This window comes from Fodinicola feengrottensis (assembly GCF_039530045.1).
GTDB classification, from domain to species: domain Bacteria; phylum Actinomycetota; class Actinomycetes; order Mycobacteriales; family HKI-0501; genus Fodinicola; species Fodinicola feengrottensis.
In genome coordinates, this window is record NZ_BAAANY010000055.1 from 50,792 (window position 1) to 67,305 (window position 16,514).

Annotated in this window: 12 protein-coding genes and 2 pseudogenes; 1 reads left to right on the forward strand and 13 read right to left on the reverse strand. The window is 60.8% G+C overall.

What is annotated here, in order from left to right; all coding sequences use genetic code 11:
• Nucleotides 1–298 precede the first annotated feature (298 nt).
• Nucleotides 299–430, forward strand: a complete 132-nt coding sequence (locus ABD301_RS41590; RefSeq protein ID WP_344315509.1) for a hypothetical protein — start codon at nt 299–301, stop codon at nt 428–430.
• Here ABD301_RS41590 and ABD301_RS41595 read toward each other — a convergent pair.
• The 13 genes and pseudogenes from ABD301_RS41595 to ABD301_RS41635 all read right to left on the reverse strand — a co-directional run bounded on the left by ABD301_RS41595 (nt 419) and on the right by ABD301_RS41635 (nt 16,317).
• Nucleotides 419–1,225 carry an alpha/beta fold hydrolase gene (locus ABD301_RS41595; RefSeq protein WP_344315510.1) on the reverse strand — a complete coding sequence of 269 codons (807 nt, stop codon included), beginning with the start codon at nt 1,223–1,225 and terminating at the stop codon, nt 419–421. The two genes, ABD301_RS41590 and ABD301_RS41595, sit on opposite strands and share 12 nt — an antisense overlap.
• A 252-nt stretch (nt 1,226–1,477) precedes the next feature.
• The gene (locus ABD301_RS41600; RefSeq protein ID WP_279582717.1) at nt 1,478–1,876 is read right to left on the reverse strand and encodes a hypothetical protein; all 399 of its coding nucleotides are present in this window, start codon (nt 1,874–1,876) and stop codon (nt 1,478–1,480) included.
• A gap of 199 nt (nt 1,877–2,075) precedes the next feature.
• Nucleotides 2,076–2,504, reverse strand: coding sequence for an RHS repeat domain-containing protein (locus ABD301_RS41605; protein ID WP_344315511.1), 429 nt, complete (start codon nt 2,502–2,504; stop codon nt 2,076–2,078).
• Between the two features lie 34 nt (nt 2,505–2,538).
• Complete coding sequence (locus tag ABD301_RS41610; protein ID WP_163572819.1) at nt 2,539–2,709, reverse strand: hypothetical protein; 171 nt, start codon at nt 2,707–2,709, stop codon at nt 2,539–2,541.
• 475 nt (nt 2,710–3,184) lie between these two features.
• A complete protein-coding gene (locus ABD301_RS42700; protein WP_425552038.1) occupies nt 3,185–3,394 on the reverse strand; it encodes an SUKH-3 domain-containing protein in 210 nt (69 codons plus the stop codon).
• 23 nt (nt 3,395–3,417) lie between these two features.
• Nucleotides 3,418–3,771, reverse strand: a complete 354-nt coding sequence (locus ABD301_RS42705) for a polymorphic toxin-type HINT domain-containing protein (RefSeq protein ID WP_163572826.1) — start codon at nt 3,769–3,771, stop codon at nt 3,418–3,420.
• Between the two features lie 707 nt (nt 3,772–4,478).
• Nucleotides 4,479–4,715 (reverse strand): hypothetical protein, encoded by a 237-nt coding sequence (locus ABD301_RS41615; RefSeq protein ID WP_163572820.1) that lies wholly within the window; start codon nt 4,713–4,715, stop codon nt 4,479–4,481.
• Between the two features lie 9 nt (nt 4,716–4,724).
• Nucleotides 4,725–5,114, reverse strand: coding sequence for a hypothetical protein (locus tag ABD301_RS41620; protein WP_344315512.1), 390 nt, complete (start codon nt 5,112–5,114; stop codon nt 4,725–4,727).
• A gap of 9 nt (nt 5,115–5,123) precedes the next feature.
• Nucleotides 5,124–5,465: pseudogene (locus ABD301_RS42710) on the reverse strand (polymorphic toxin-type HINT domain-containing protein); the annotation flags it as partial.
• A 198-nt stretch (nt 5,466–5,663) separates the two neighbouring features.
• Nucleotides 5,664–6,119, reverse strand: a complete 456-nt coding sequence (locus ABD301_RS41625) for an SMI1/KNR4 family protein (RefSeq protein WP_163572821.1) — start codon at nt 6,117–6,119, stop codon at nt 5,664–5,666.
• Nucleotides 6,119–12,826, reverse strand: coding sequence for a LamG-like jellyroll fold domain-containing protein (locus ABD301_RS41630; RefSeq protein WP_344315513.1), 6,708 nt, complete (start codon nt 12,824–12,826; stop codon nt 6,119–6,121). The genes ABD301_RS41625 and ABD301_RS41630 overlap by 1 nt, the downstream gene beginning before the upstream one ends.
• 249 nt (nt 12,827–13,075) lie before the next feature.
• Nucleotides 13,076–14,434: pseudogene (locus tag ABD301_RS42715) on the reverse strand (LamG-like jellyroll fold domain-containing protein); the annotation flags it as partial.
• A complete protein-coding gene (locus tag ABD301_RS41635; RefSeq protein ID WP_344315514.1) occupies nt 14,377–16,317 on the reverse strand; it encodes a DNRLRE domain-containing protein in 1,941 nt (646 codons plus the stop codon). The gene ABD301_RS41635 and the pseudogene ABD301_RS42715, both read right to left, overlap by 58 nt.
• Between the last annotated feature and the right edge of the window lie 197 nt (nt 16,318–16,514).

Here is a 16,514-nt window from a genome sequence, read left to right on the forward strand (position 1 = left end):
CTCTTCATCACCGCCAGAAGGTGCAGACTCCTCAGACGGAGCCGACGGCCCGGCGCGGGCATCCCTGAACGACTTACGACCACCCGACACCGCACCGACCGCCGCGCCCAGAGCCACCCAACCCCGACGTGCCTCATTCGCATCGAATCCACAATCTCAACAATGTCCAGATTCTGGGCGGCGAGCCCGCGCAACTCGGCGATCCAGCCTTCATCTTCCATTACGGCCTCCTGAATTCAGCGGACACCGCCGAATATCCTCCATCATCAAACGGCATGCCGCACCGCTCGACGACCAGATGGACGGCACCCTCGACTTCGCCACCTTCGCCTCGGTGACCGAACGAGTCGCCGGCACACTCCCGGACGGCCCGCGCCTCGCCGCCGCGATCACCGAGGCATGGAAGGGCCTCAGAGTCTCAGTGGCGTGACAGCCAGTCGTCAACGACTCCCTGGAACTCCGCCGGCTGTTCCCACTGCGGGAAATGCCCACAGTTCTCGAAAACGTGCAACTCCGCCCCCGGAATCCCGGCCGCGAGCCGCTCACTGTTCGGCAGCGGGCACTGCGGATCCTGCCGCCCCACCAACACCAGCGTGGGGCACCGGATCTCACCAAGCCGGTCCTCGATGTCGTACGAGCTGACGGCCTGCCCGAAAGCCATCATCCGTGGCATCGAAAACGCGTCCGGACGTGCGCTGAACTCGGCAGGAATCGGCGTACGCTCCGGGTCGGCCACGCTGGACCGGAAAATCGCCTCCCGGTAGCCTTCCTTGTCACCGCCGACCATGAGTTTCTGCATTTCCTGGCGCATCTGTGCGGCCTCAGTGTTGTTCGGGTCGTACATGCTGCCCTGCACGAACCGGTGACTTCCGGCCGTACCAATGAGAATCAGCCCGCTGACCCCGTCCGGATCAGCCAACACCGTCAACAGCGCGACCATCCCACCGGTGGACGCCCCGCAGAGCAGCCATTTCTCAACATCCAACGCCTTCCGCGCCTCGACGAGGTCATCGACGAACGCCGCCATCGTCAGGTCGCGACTATCCCGTACCGGCCCAGACGCCCCGATCCCCCGCGGATTGATCGCGTACACCCGCCTGCGGCCGGCCAGCGCCGCCGCCACGGCACCCTCCGCCAAAACAGCGTTGTACTGATGAAAAAGCGCCGCCGTCGGCCCTGACCCGGCCGGCTCGCACTCCAACATCCCACCCGGAACCTCAATCACTCCACACCTCCCGTTGTGTACCGTCACATATTCTTACAGGTGGACAACTCCCGCGTTACGGGAGGCAGGCAGTGCTGAAGAGCCCGCATGTCGATGACAGACGCCGGGGGCGGACTCGGAATCGCTCTCAGGCCCGCCATTTCTAAGGAGTGGACGAGGGCAGACTTTCGAATCCCGTGCGATGCAAGCCCATGGAGAGAACTACAGATTCATTCGAAGAAGTCTCTCACAGAATCCATAGATGCCACCCATTCAGAAAATCCTATTTCCGTCTTCGTCAATGGCACAACGAGGCCCGATAGAAGCCCACGGCTCTCCGGTATCGAAGCCAGATTCAAGCTCATCTAGGAAAATTATGGCATTCTGGATATAGACATTATCGCCGTCACGATACATCGGCCAGCATGTCAGAAAATTAGTGCTCTCAGGATCCGTCATGGAGACCAGCAAGCACGACCGAGAGTTCGGGTCATCCTTGAGTGCATCAAAAGCCTGACGCCAACTCCGACGATAGTCAGACTCGCTCCAGAAGCCCAGGGGAGCCCTGAAGGTCTCCACGAATTCGCCAATCACGATTCGCCCCACCGCCTCCCCAAGGCTTCCGGTCCTATCACCGGAAGCCTCCTGCGATTCCAGTTCAATCGCGAACACGTCACTCCTTGAGATAGTTCAGGTCACCATCATAGGTCCCAATACGCACCCCTCGACGGCTGAACATCTTCCATCCCCGCGACATTGTGCCATCGACGTCAGGAGTAGTTCTTGCCGTTTGAGAACACTTCCTGACCATGGGAGTCGAAGGGTGCCTTCTGGGCGGGATTCGTGTCCTATATCCAGATCTGCCGCCAAGTCACACGGGGTCGCGCCGCGCCAAAGCGTCGTAGCCCGTCATCATCACCGGATGGGCGAGAACGAGCGAGCCGCCACCAGTCTCGACATTGACGGCCGGAGCGGTGGTGACCGCCAACTGGCCAGCTTCGTCGTACGAGTACGCGGTGGCGTTGTTGTCAGCGTCGGTCATGGAGGTCGGCAGGCCACGTTTGTCCAGCGTCCAGCTGACTTTTGACTGATGCCCCGCGGCGTCGCTGAAGCTTCGGCTGGTCACTCTGCCCAGCGGGTCGTACATCAACGCCGTGATGTTTGTCGCCCCGGTCCCGTCACTGGCCACGGTGGTCAGCGGCTGGTCGTCCGGACTGAAGGTCGTGGTCGTGGTGCGATTGACACCGGACGGATCGACTGTCGTCGACGTGGTCCGATCGGCGGTATCCACTGTGGACACCGCAGTGGTGGCTCCGTTGTTGGTCAGTTGTTGGTCAGTTGTTGGTCAGTTGGAGGACCGGTTCCCCAGCCGCGTGATAGGCGTTCGGCTGCTCGACAAACGGATTGTTCCCAGCCGAGTCCCGTTTGGTAACGGTCGTCCCGCCCATGGAGTCGGTGAGCGTGGCCAGACGTCCGGCCGGGTCGTACGCTCTGGAAGACTCCACCAAGTCCGCCGCCGACGAGGGGTTGTTGGATCACCTGTGAATCCCTTGAGCACCCGGGTCAGGAGCGGCCGTTGGCGTCAATGGTGTAAGCCGTGGTGACACCGTTCGGATCCGGCTCGGACGTTTTGTGGCCGCATGACCCACGACTACAAGCGTAGCGGCACCATTGATCTGATAGACGACAGCAGGTAATTCTGGCTCGTTACTCGCGTGACACGTTCCAGTCCGCCAGGTGTCGCGGCCTGACTCCACCGACCATCAGAGAGAACAGCTCGTCAGCATTCCTTGAATAGCTATACACCGCCGCATCCATGCCAGCGTAGAACCTCCCGTCGACGGAAATATAGACCGTGAAATGGAACCCATCCGTACCAACAGGACAGAGCAGCTCTCCAACCAACCCAGAGCAGCGCCAGGCGATCCTGGCGTCACGTTCGGTACAAACCCGATCAGGGTCAAACTCAGTCCAACAAAATTACTTCTCGTTCGCCCATGACGATACTCGGCGCATGCAGAATCCGCAGTTGCGAGAACTCTCCCCCAAGAAATCCACGGCAGCATCCGAAACGTCGAATCCCATTGACCTCATGTCGCCGACCAGGACAGAGACATCAGCTCTCCGCCCAGGGTTCCAACCTGCCTTTTCGAGCAACGCTCGGGTCGTATCACTGAACGATAAGTTCATACCTCACCCGTCCCCCAGCAAGGTCAGTGGCGCCGCGTCTGACAAGAGCACTCTGACAGGAGAGGCACGCGGCTTCTGGCAATCCACTGGAGCTCCGGACTGTCAAGAATTCGATGTCGGAGAGCTGGAGCTCTCGCACTCTTCGCTGCAGCCCTGGCCGCAGCACCAATGTCGCAAACACCATTAGAGTTATGGACCAAGATAGCTGTTGCGCCCGCGAGTACATAGTACGTGTGGAGGTCGGGGATGGTGAGGTCGTACGTGATGTTGTGCGCGTCCCGGTACGGGCGTACTGCTAGCACGACCGCAGTACGGCCGTCGGGCTGCTGGAGACGGTCACCCGCACGTAGCGCGCCGGAGTTTATTCTTTGGGAGATCTAAAGAAATCGAGCACTGCTTGACGCTGGCTTTCTACTGTCCCAACTTCAGCGAACTGAGCTGGCGCAAAAATGTCCACCAGATCAGCATCAGTCAAAGGCGGCTTCCTCCGCAACGGATATGCGAGGCGTCCATTTGACATCTGCCTGCCCATCCCGGAAGGAAATACGGTCGGACGAGATCCCTGGCAGCAAACCAGGAGGCCCTCTTCTTCAAGGATGCGGCGCACATCCTTGAGGCACTCAAATAGATCATCGCCAGCATGGAAACTGGCAACCCGATTATCTCGCACTAGCCTGATGTTTTGGCTCCCCCGAATCGTCAACTTCAAGGACAAGGGACTCCCTGCGGCCATCTTCGCTGGCAGCTGCCAGGTGTAGCGTTTCCATCATTTCCCCAGGGGAGCATAGTTCGGGTTATCCATCCATGTTCCATCGCGCATCCGTTTCTTGCGAGCAGCGCGAAGAATTGCCGCTGCGTATTTGCCACCTATCATACCGCCGACACCAAGAGCTAGGCGCCCAGACAGCGTCCGCGACCTTTGCATTTGACAGCGACCTGCCCGATGGGCACCCGGGAGCCGACCAGCCGTCAACGCCAAAAAGCGGTGGGCAAAGCTGTGAAACTCAGTTGACCTCTCAACGGCCAGGCCTGCGGAGTCCGCAACGACCCAACACAACAAGTAGACCTTACAAGCCAATATTTCCTAGTCGCGAACCCTTAAGGAATCCTCCAATATTTCATCAGAAACGACTCCTTTAAGCCAGCCGACAACATCATGGAGTTGATGCGTCGCCAATCCGAACGTGGACTTTAAGTCCACTGCCACGCTGAACTCCTTCCCCATCTCAAAAAGTCCGTCATGCTTAATTTTCCGGACTGCGGTAAGTGGTGCAACGCCTTGCTCTTTAGCCTCTCGCAGGAAGGCCAAGCGATCATCCATACCCAATCCCTATCTAAAGAGCACCGACACAACGTTGAAGCCGTCGATCCCTTCGTCGGCCTGCAGTATCATCACACGATTGAACCCGTACTCGGCTGCCCTTTGGCCAGTCCAAGTACCACGAGCGGCAGATCCCAGGCTCTTACCATTAGCGACAGCATCATTGAATGCTCCCAGGTCGTCGCCATAGCGCCAATAGCCCGCTATCGACTTCACCCGATCGCCAAAGTGGTCCATCACATCAGCGAACATCTGCTTACCACGAAGGGGGGATCCAGATTCGGGATGGTTTTCCATCATCAGTGTAAGACTACCGCTCTCGTCGAGGTCAGCAATGACGCCACTTCCTGAATCCGCATGTGAGATCGAGATGCTGCTTTCGCTCTTTGCGACCTCCACGCCGCAGTTGTGAACCAAGACGGCCGCGATCCCAGCGAGTACATAGTACGTGTGGAGGTCGGGGATGGTGAGGTTGTACGTGATGGTATGAGTGTCCCGGTACGGCCGTACTGCTAGCGCGACCGCCGCGCGGCCGTCGGGCTGCTGCAGACGGTCACCTGCACGTAGCACGCCGGCTTCGACGAAGGCGGCCTGAGTGATGTCGTAAAACGGATGATGGGTCGTCGCGGTGACCGTCCCGACCGACTCCGGGTGGCCCGTTGTGGTGGAGCGACCCGATCGTGAGACTGACGAAGTCGTAGCCGGTCTTGGTGACGATGACAGTCCCGACCGCGTGGGACTGGGTCTCAACCCTTGCCTCGTCAGTCCATTGTGTCTGACATGATCATCGATCGGCGAGGATCCTTCTTCTCGAGCACTGGAGCATCAGCCCAAAACCATTCATCTGGAAAGCCACCGCGGAAGACATCATCGCCAAGGCCCGACGCGGCCGGGACACACTCCACCAGATCAAATCAGCGACAGACCACCAACTTCACCTGCAAGCAGTCACCTTTTTCTATCCGGCGAATATGCGGACAAATATTCCGCATTAACAAATTCGGTAAACGATTTCCATCGAGCCATGGGCGCCTCTTCTTCCTCCATGTATAGCGTGACGGAGGGGTCCGCAACATTCAAGGAATCCATCCAATAGACCTGGTAACCTTGGTGCATAGCAAATACCAGAGCACCTTCCGGTAACTTCACCCCTCCGACGTTGTCGGCGAAGAAATCATGGGTAGCACGCGGCAGGTCAAGGATCGCCGGATAGAAAGCATCTGTGCCGAGAAGGATACGTCCGGCGCCGCTACCCATCAGCCTAAGAAATTCGACGTACGCCTTAGGTAACCCCCCAATCTGCCACGAACTTGCGAGCTGGTCCACTTCACGAACATCTAACCCGACGACGAGATCAACATCCACCGCTCTTACCTCTGCGGCGATTTCAGCAATTGAGAGCATCAGCCCATCCCTGTAGCGATGTTAACTCTAATATCTGGGAACGCGGATTGGAACTGCTCAATAAGGTTGGAACAATCGGGGCAGACAGGGCGTTCAGAGTACAGATCCACAGTCCCCTTCGCGCCAGGTTTTAGATTTGAGGCCAAAGTTTCAAATATATGAGTCTCTGAATCGAACGGCCGTGAGCCGGGATTGAATCGCCTCGTCGCTGGCATGCCAACTTCACCCGGATTAACATGCTTTCCGCTCGAAGCAATCATAATCTGATCCGATCCGTCAACCTGCACTCGAGCTACTGCGATGTTCTTATCTGCTTTAACTCCAAGACCACCATTTGCGTTTTCCCTATGATCGGCAGCAGCGTCAGCAAGACTGCAGTTATGTACCAGGACCGGCGTAGCCCCGGCGAGTACATAGTACGTGTGGAGGTCGGGGATGGTCAGGTCGTACGTCGTGGTGTGCGTGTCGCGGTACGGGCGTACCGCTAGCACGACCGCCGTGCGACCGTCGGGCTGCTGGAGGCGATCACCCGCGTGGAGGGCGCCGGCTTCGACGAAGGCGGCCTGGGTGATGTCGTAGAACGGATGACGGGTCGTCGTGGTGACGGTGCCGACAGATGCCGGGTGGCCCGAGCGGTCGAGGGAGCCAATGGTGAGGTTGACGAAGTCGTAGTCGGTTTTGGTGACGATGACCGTCCCGACCGCGTGCGCCTGTGTCTTCCCATCGCCGCCAGGCACGGCGTCCGCGACCTTGTCGCCGACTGCCACCTTGCTGATCGGCTTATGGGAGCCGTCGGCCATCAGTACGAGGGTCGTGCCGACGAAACTGTGGCAAGGGGGTGCCGCCTCGGCGGAACCGCTGCGGCCACCGCGGGACATGAACGCCTTGCCGACTCCAGCCAGAGCCGCACCACCAGCGCCAAACAGCGCACCAGTCGCGGCGCCAGTGGCGGTCGCCTGGCCAAGACCAGACCACGAACAGCCAGCAGAAGAATCAGAGCACGTCAGCCCGTACGAAGCGGCCGCAGTCGCACCACCACCGGCGGCACCGCCCGCAGCTCCGGCTAGGACGCTGGTGACCAGTTCCGGAAGGGCCTTGCCCAGGGCCGCCGTGACCAGACGGCCACCCAGGCCCCCGGCAATACCACCGACCGCGCCGCCGACGCCGCCGAGCAGCGCCGCCTTGCCGAAGGCGGATGCCGAACACCCGCCCTTCTGGCCCTGGGCGCAGTTCACCCCTTGCTCGACCAAACCACCGACCGCGCCCGCCAGCGCGCCGCAGCCGACCGCGCCGACTACCGCGCCCACACCCGCAGTGAATGCTCCGAGAGCGGCTTCACATCCGGCGAAGACGACGGTCGATACGGCGATCGACGCGATCGTGGCCGCATGGGCCTTGATGAAGGTGCCAACTGTCGCCGCTGTCTTGGCCGCCACCGTCGCCGCATGCTGCAACAAAACTACGGAACGGTGATATGCCTCAGCAGCCAAACGTTTGACCCGGGCAGCGGCTTCTAACGCCAGTTGTTTGACACGGGCCGCGTAGGCCTTCGCCTGATTCCACGCATCGTTCACATGCTGAACAGCGGTCTGGATCCCCACCCGCACAGGAACAATGTAGTGGTTGTAAACGTAATTCACGGTGGGCGCGATGTATGTGTTGTAAATATGACTGATGACCGGCGCGACGTACTTCTGGTACGCATGACTAACTGCAGCCGCGGCAACCGCCAGGTGGCACCCGAAGTCCCAGAAGGAGGAACACTGTCCGGACGGATCGGTTCCTCCCAACGGATTGTCATCGACATAGGCGAACGGGTTCGCCGACACCGACTGCGGTGCCGGGTCCAACGACACTGAGTCCTTGTTCTGGAATTGGCCATTCGCTGGGTTGTACCAGCGGGTCGCCATGTTCACCTTGCCAGTGAACGAATCCGTCCACCCCGACTGATAGCCGAGGCCACCGACCATGCCCGCGGTCGCGGTCACATTTCCCATCGGGTCGTAGACCGACGAACCCGACAGCGACGAACCACCCGCGGAGAACTCACCAACAACATCGTCATGCGCATCCGTGAAAGCAAGCACCCCACCTGAAGCGCTGGGCGTGCCGACACTCAGCAAGGACCCATCAGGGCCACGGCTGTACGTGTGCGTGCCGTCCGAGGCAAGATCATTCCCCGTACCAGTAAAGGCAAATGTCCGGGCTGAGCCACCAGCGCTAGAGGTGCTCTGGACAACTCGACCAAGCGCGTCGCTCAGATACGTCTGAGTCGGCCCATTGACAGAACCCTGAGTCGCTTGTTGGCCATACGCGTCAGTTGTCGCCGCTGCCGTACCGACCGTGTTGGACTGGCTGGTCAGCGTCCCGCGGGCGCTGTATTTGTACGTGTTGCTGCCATCGCTCGTCAGCTCGTCGCGGGCGTCATACGTATAGACATTCGGACCGACCTGGATGCGGTTGCCCGACGCGTCATATCCGTACGCGGTAGTGGCTGTGCCGTTATTCCACGAGGTCAAACGGTTCGCGTAGTCGTACGTGTAGGTATTCGACGCCGAGGCACCGAAACTCGCAGTCGACTTACTTGTCAGGTTCCCGTTCGCGTCATATCCATAGCCGATGGATGCGACTGATGACGACGAGGCTGCGGCGAGGGTGTCGGTCGCCAACTGGTGGCGATGGTCGTACGTGAAGGTGCGAGTGTCACCGGTAGTTCCGTAACGAATCGTCGACGGCTGAGAAAGCGCGTTGTAGCCCATGCTCAGCTGCGTTCCGGTGACCGGGTCGCTCAACGTCGCGAGCCGGTCTGCGCTGTCGTACGTGTAAGAAGCGGTCCCAGCGGCATCGGTGCGCGAGCTGAGCTCGCCATCGGCGTTGTACCCCAACGAAGTCGACCCAGCGGTGCCATTTGCCGTGAGCAGATGACCGCGATCATCGTAGGTCAAGGTGGCGTTCGTTGCCGGCACCGCCGGCCCGGATGGTCCGGTCGAACCAGCTGCCGCGGAGTTCGCGGTCAACATTCGCCCATCCGGGTCATAGGTAAAGGAACGGTCGGCCGTCGGCGCGTCTGCCCCGGAGCCGGACTGGCCCGTCAGCTCCCCGGATTTGTCGTACGTGCCAGTGACAGTCACTCCACCAGGCGCAGTCTTGGTAGAGACCCGACCATCCGCGTCGTAGGCGGTGGTAGTAGTCCGATCTGCGGCCGATGTGTAGGTGGCCGTCGCCGGATCAATGGTCGACTCGGGCATGTTCCATGAGTTGTACGTGTAAATCCACGGATTGCCGCGCCCGTCGGTGAAACGGGTACGATGCCCGGCCGGGTCATAGCCAAACGACGTGGTTATCGATGTCGTGTCGTCGACCGGCTGAACTTCCTGTGTTACCAGTCCGCTGGCGTCCAAACTGAAGCTCGACGTGTGCCCACGAGCGTCGGTAGACGATTTCAGGTGGCCAGTCAGGTCATAAGTCGCCGAAGTCGTGGCGAGCACCGTCTGCCCGTCCGAGTCCAGCTGTTTGACCTGGATCGGGTCGCCAAGGTGGTCATATGCGGTCGCCGTCGACGTGCCGTCAGTCACCGTTGTCGAGATTTTCCGGCCGAGCAAGTCATACGCCGTATGTGTGACCGAACCAGCTGGATCGGTCATTTGGGTTGGTTCACCGACAGCGTCGTACCCGTATTTGGTGACCGCACCAGCCGGAGTTGTCGTCGACGCAAGGAAGGCGCCACCTGGGTTGGTCGCCGATGATGCGTACGACGACGTGGCGGTGTACGCCGCCGGGCTCGGATAACGCTCCAAGGTCGTCGCCGTGACCTGCCGCCCGAGATAGTCATAAGTCGCGCGACTCGCAGCGCCAGCAGGGCTGACCGCTTGAAGCAGCTCGCCATTGTTGTCGTAACTCGACCGCGCCACCCCGCCGCGCGGATCGGTGACCATCGTTCTGTCGCCGATTTGGTCGTAGCTATAGGAAGTGGCGTTGCCGAGCGGATCAGTGATCGTGGTGACGTTGCCCGCATCGTCGTACGCCCAGTTTTGCACAGGTGTGATGGGTGCGCCAGAGCCAGGCGGCGTGTATAGCGGCTGTGCGAGGGAAAGTTTCTGGCCGTTCGCGTTGTACGCCATCGTTGTGACGTTGCCGTCCGGATCCTGCGTCTCGGTCGGGCCACCGAAAGTGTCATAGCCGGTCGTCGATACCGGATGGACGAGCGCAGGAGCGCCGCCACCAGTTTCTGCGCTGACAGCCGGACCGGTCGTGACCGCCAACTGGCTGTCCTCGTCGTACGCGTAACTTGTGGTATTTCCGTCAGGGTCGGTCATCGAGCTGGGCAGACCCCGTTTGTCCAGTGTCCAGGCCACGCTTGACTGATGACCAGCGCTGTCCGCGACCGTACGACTGGTGACGCGGCCGAGCGGGTCGTACGTAATAGTCGTGGTGTTTGTCGTTCCGCTGCCATCGCTGGCGACCGTGGTCAAGGGCTGGTCATCGGGATTGAACGTGGTAGTCGTCGTGCGGTTGACACCCGTCGGATCGACCGTGGTGGCCGTCGTCCGGTCAGCGGCGTCCACAGTGGATGTTGCCTTGGTGGCTCCGTTGTTCGTCAACTGCTGAACCGGGTTCCCAGCAGCATCATAGGTATTCGACTGCTGTACGAACTGGTTCGCGCCGGACGGGTCGCGCTTGATGACTGTCGCGATCAAGCCGTTGTCGGTGTAGGTATAGGAAGTCGTATTGCCCATCGCGTCGGTCAATGACGCCATTCGGCCGGACGGATCGTACGCCCGAGAAGACACTGTTAGGTCAGCCGGCGATGACGGGTTGTTCGGATCGCCCGTGAATCCCTTGACTACCTGCGTGAGCATGCGGCCGTCCGCGTCAAACGTGTACGCGGTGGTCGTCCCCGCAGGATCAGCCTCCGAAGTCTTGTGACCGTAAACGTCATATCCGAAGGTCGTCGTCTTGCCACGCCCATCGGTGCTGGTCTGCGCTTGACCATGCGAATCGTACGTGGCCTGGACGACGCGAGGGGCGTCACCACCGGTCGTGTCGGCCGTCGTTTGGGACAGCACCTGCCCGTCGGGCGCGTACACAGTGGACACCTGCGGTGTGTGCACCGCACCAGTGATCCGGTTCGTGATCGCTGGATCAGTCTCCTGCAGCACCTGGCCAAGGCCGTTGTAGGTATACGACGTTGCGACGCCGGCGGGGAAAGTGTCTGACACCTGCTTTTTGGTCGAAACATGACCAAGTCCATCGTAAGTGAAATTTGTTACGAGACCGGCCGCGTCGGTCACCGAGGCCACGTCGCCGTTGTGGAAATAGCTGACTGTCGTAGTCGAGCCTGATGGTGACACGGTCTTGTACGGCAAACCGGCAGGTGCGAACCCGCCGTCAGCAGCCGCGATCGTCGTGCCATCGGTGTACGAGACGTTGGTCGTTCGGCCGTTCGGGAAACCCGTCACCGGCGGTGTGGTGACGATCGTGCGGTTGCCAGCCGCGTCGTATCCGTACGAGGTCAGGTAGGTGTTGTCAGTGGCGCTCGAAGATCGCCCGTCCCGGGTGGTGGCGACTAGGTCGTTTTTCGGGCCTGGCGTGAGTTTCGTGCTGGTGTTGTCAGGAAGATGGGTCGTGTAGGTCGTCGAGCAGGACTGCATTGCCTGGTTTTGACAGGTCGTCTGCGATACTTCGTTGCCGCGTACGTCATGGCCAACGACGGTCACGTTGCCGTTCGGATCCGTGATGGTGTGAGCGAATCCGCCGGTGTCATAGCCATAACTGGTGGTTTGGCCCGTGCCGTCGGTTTCGGAGAGCTGTCGCATCCCGTTCGCCACGTCATACCGATATTTCAGCGGCTTCCCGCCAGGATCGGTCACCGTAACCGTCTCCACCGGCGACAGCCCGGTCGAATTCATCCCGGCCGCGTAATGATTCGCGACTTCCTGGCTGGACAACTGGGTCCGGTAGAGCGCCGCGTCCGAAATCGAGCCGGGGAACCATCCCAGGGTGTTCGTCGGATGGTTCGGCCACGGGGCCCCTGACGCTCCCGCGCCGACATAAGTGAATCCGGATGTTGAAGCCTGCAGGGCCGCGGTCGTCGCACCGACCTTCTGCCCATCAAGATACAGGACCTGACCGTTGGGCGCCGCAGCCAGCGCAGCGTGATGCCATAGACCGTCGTTGACCTTTTTTGGCGTGACGATCCCACCGGATGTGTGGTTCGTATCCCAGAACTTCCCGTACAGTTTGCCGTCTGTACCGACATACATTGCGGGCACGTAGTTCCCGGCGGCCGCCGTCATCGTGGTGATATCCAACGACTGTTCGTCGAACAGCACACCGCCCGCGGTGTTGCCGTTCGGCATTTTAAACCACATCTCAATCGAACCGGGACTCGTTTGCACCTGATCGCTCGCCGGAAGCTGCACAAAAGACGACGTGCCATTGAAAGAAGCCGCGGTCGCGTCCGAAAACGGGCCTGGCGTTCCCAAAGTCACATTCGAATAGGTGCCATTACCGGCGTTGACCTCGTCCAGGGCCGTTGACGCCCCAGCGGATTCGCCCAGCCGGTTGTACGTCGCCGGCGCCGAACCCATGACCGACGAGCGATAGACCTGGCTCGAACCCGTGACCACCGGCGGCTGAATCGTCCACGTACCACCCTTGTCGTCGGTCACCGACTTCACAGTCGCCGACACCGGGTCGTACGTCACCGTCGCATCCGTATTCCCAGAGGGACGTGTGATCGAGTTGAGCAGTCCGGCTGGATGGGTGCCAGCCTGGTAGAGCGCCGTCACACTCTGCTGAGTAGCCGGTTGCGTGGAGAAAGCCGCATCGGCAATCCAGCCTTGAAAATAGTCGCGATCGACCGTGCCGTCAGTCTGCCCTCGCGGCTGAGCCGGCCACTCATTAGAGAGAAATCCCGCACCCAAATGCGTGTACCGATCAACCCACGGCGCATTCTGAGTCACGGTTGGATCCACTCCTGGCGCCGTGCCGACCTGCGCGGCGTCAAGCCACATCGTTTGACCTGTCAGCGATCCAGACAAAACCACGTGGTGCCATTGGCCGTCTGTCACCGCTGCCGAAGTGGTAATGGGCTGTAGTTGCCCATTGGACGAAATGGAACCTGTTGGCCAGAGCATCCCGCGAAGCTTGCCGTCGTAACCGAGGTAGAGCGCAGGCTCAGAACCTTCCCTGGCTGGGTTCTGGGTGCCGTCAATCGGCATATCGCCGTACGAGAACAGCACCGACATGGCCGTGGTGGTTTTGAACCACATCGAAATCGTCGCTTCAGTGTTCGCCCGCATGTTCAAGTCAGGGAGCGCTACGTAAGACGACGAGCCATCAAAGAGCGTGGAGGTCGCCGAACTGCCCGGCAGCGGCCCCGCCTGCCCCAGTGTCACGTTGTGGTACGTGCCGTTGTCATTGCCTTCACCGGCCGGTATCGCACTCGCAGCCACGGTCCCAGCTGTTTCGGCCAACGGCCAGGAAGACTTGGCACCCAAATCGACGACCTGGTTTTGATATTGCGATCCCGCTGTATAACTATATTTCGTACAACCATTGGCCGTGTCTACCGGCGAACAGACCTGTGTCAGCTGGTCATTAGCGTACGTGTATGTCCATGTCTGAACCGTAGAAGCGTTCCCCGGCGTCGCCGGATCCGTTGCGACGGTACCGATATGCGGGCTCGTCGCGCCGCCTGGCGTGCTCCATCCAAGATGCAGCGCACGCCCTGAGGCAGACGAGGTTGCCGTCGTAATGTGGCCGGACGCCCAGGCGAAGTTCACCGCTCTGTTGCTGGCGTCGGCAACGGAGGTAATGCCGTACGCTCCGCCTCCCAGCGCCTGGATGAAAGTGTAAGTCGTGTCGTCTTTGTCAACCAGCTTGTAACCACCGGTCGTCGTGGTAAACGTGGAGAACCGTCCAGACGGTGGCGAAAACGACCCGTCCGAGTTCTTGCCGAATCCGACGGTTGAGCCACCGGGATAGGTCACTGCCACACTCGCCACGGCGCCCGATGGGCTGTATTGTTCCGACGCCTTGGCATCGAAAACGCTGGCCCATCCCCCGCCGAACGCCTCCGACAGGCGGACATCTCGCGAGTTGTAGTCCCGCTGAACGGATAGCGACGGCCCTACTGTAGTGACTTCGGCGTCGGTCGCCGATGTGGTGTAGTTTCCATTGTCAGGGCTGAAGCCACGGCCACCTGGGTTCTGGGACAGCGCGGACGTCACCAACGGTTGCGGCACTTGGATGGTCAGGGTATTGAGATCCCCGCCGGCGGAATAGTTGGTGCCGTCAAAATTCTGCACCATCCAGTAACAGGTCTGCCCCAGGCCAACCTCCCAGCTGGAATAGTCCAATAGTTCGCTGTCTGAAGACCCGAGTCGGCGACTTTTGTCCCGTTAGTGTCGAACACAGTGAACTGGAACTTCTGCGATGGCGCTGCTTCCACGTCGTAGTTGCCCGTGGCGGACAGCACCGGCGTCTGGGTAGTGGAGGTGGTGCCATTGGGTGGATTGCTATCATAAATCTGGGGCAACATCGCACCGTTGTACGTCAGGTCCATGTACGGATAGTTGTCGCTGTTGTTGTCCGAATCGAACTGCTTCCAGTGCACGTGATCGGCGGTCGAAGCGTACAAAGACAAGCCAGCGTCCGGACTACTGCTGGCAGCCCACGAGGTCATCACCGACGACGAAACAGGAACAGAAACCCAGTCACCCTTGGACCGATCGGCCGTGGTATTCGCGCAGGCATTCGGCACGCTCGGCGTCGCCGAGCCAATCGACCCACCGACCGACGGGCCAGGGTAAGCCCCGGCCGATGATCCGGTCCACTGCACCGTCACCTGCGCCACATCAAAACGCTCTGGAGTGCAGGTGAACGCCCAACTGTCGAACACATGCAGGATCGCCGAGCTAACGGTCACATGCGACCCGTCCAGCCCAGCGGTGTCCAGCTTGATGAACGAGTTCGCCTTGTAGGAGCCGTCGAAGGTGCCGACCTTGAGCGTTGGATCCCCCGAATGGTCGACGGTAGGAGTGTCGGTGTCCGCGTAAGTCGTCACCACGGGATAGAGGCCGCCGGTCGATGGGTCGACGGTTACCGGGAAGACTCGTTGGGGGGATTTGAGCCAGGTGGCGTCGAGGGTCGTCTCAATTGTCTGCTGGCCGTCCGCGGCGGTGGTGAGTTTCGACGTAACCGCGCGGGTAGTGGCCGGGTCGCCGGAGGACGGGTCGACTTTGGAGTCGTACGCGTACGGGGCGGGGATGCGGCCGGCGGGTTTGCCGGTCGAGTCGGTCAGGGAGATCGAGCCGTCGGCTTGCTGCGACGCAGTCAAACCACGGAGTTTCAGCGGAAAGACCCACGAGTTCGCCGCAGTCGCGGAGTGCAGGATCACCGACTCCTTGACGCCGGAATTGGTGGGGTGCACCTGCAGGTCGGTGTCCGGCAAGACACCGGGATAAGTGGCGGTCGAGCCAGCGATGGCCGGAGCCACCGCGGTCGCGCCCTGCAGTCCGTACGAGATGCCGCGACCGGCGGTCAGGCTGTTGTCGAGGCCGAAGCGTACGAGGTTCGGATCGGTGGCCGAGCCGGCGAAGTCGAGGGCGAGGGAGTTGGCTTTCTCTTTCCAGCGACCGTCGACGCTAGTCAGGCCGGTGTCGATCGCCTGCCACGCGCCGGAAGAATCCTTGTAGTTCGTCGGTTGTTCGGACAGCCGCCGGGTGTACGAGCCGTCCGCGTTCTGAAAGTACGTGGAGGTGGCCGTCGACTTGGTAGCGACGCGTTTGCTGGTCTTGGCGTCAAATCTTCCGGGGCCGTGGCCGCTGGGGCCGACCGGGGTTTTCTTCGCCAACGGCGAGTACGCGGGCAGCTCGCCTTTGCCGTGACCAGGCGGCCGGCCGGTGCCCCGGTTGGCCTTGGTCGCGGACGCCGGCACCAAATGGGACTTTCCGGCCGCCGTGCCGGTCGGCTGGACGGGAAGATTTCCCCACTTGGCCACGGGGCCGCCGGTCAGCCAGGTCAGCGCGGCAGACAGCGAGAAACTCGGCAGCGGGAGCAGCGGACCACCGGTGGGGCTGGCGAATGCCGTCGCCGGATCGGCCGAGAATGTCAGCAGAAACGTCAGCACCACCAGGAGGGCGATGTGCCTTCGGCGTCGATGCGAACGGCGACCGCGCTCTGAGCTGGACATCAAAAATCCACGCATGCGAGAAGCCATGACCCCGTCCCCGTTGCTGATTCCCGGCCAGACCCGGCGCACGTCAGCGCCGAGAGTCCGCCTGGTGAAGGTACGCCTGGAGGCGCAATCTCAATCAGAGAAATGTGTAGCCTGCCGAACACGACTGGTCAAGCATTTTCGACGATGAGCCTGCCAACCTCCGACCATGC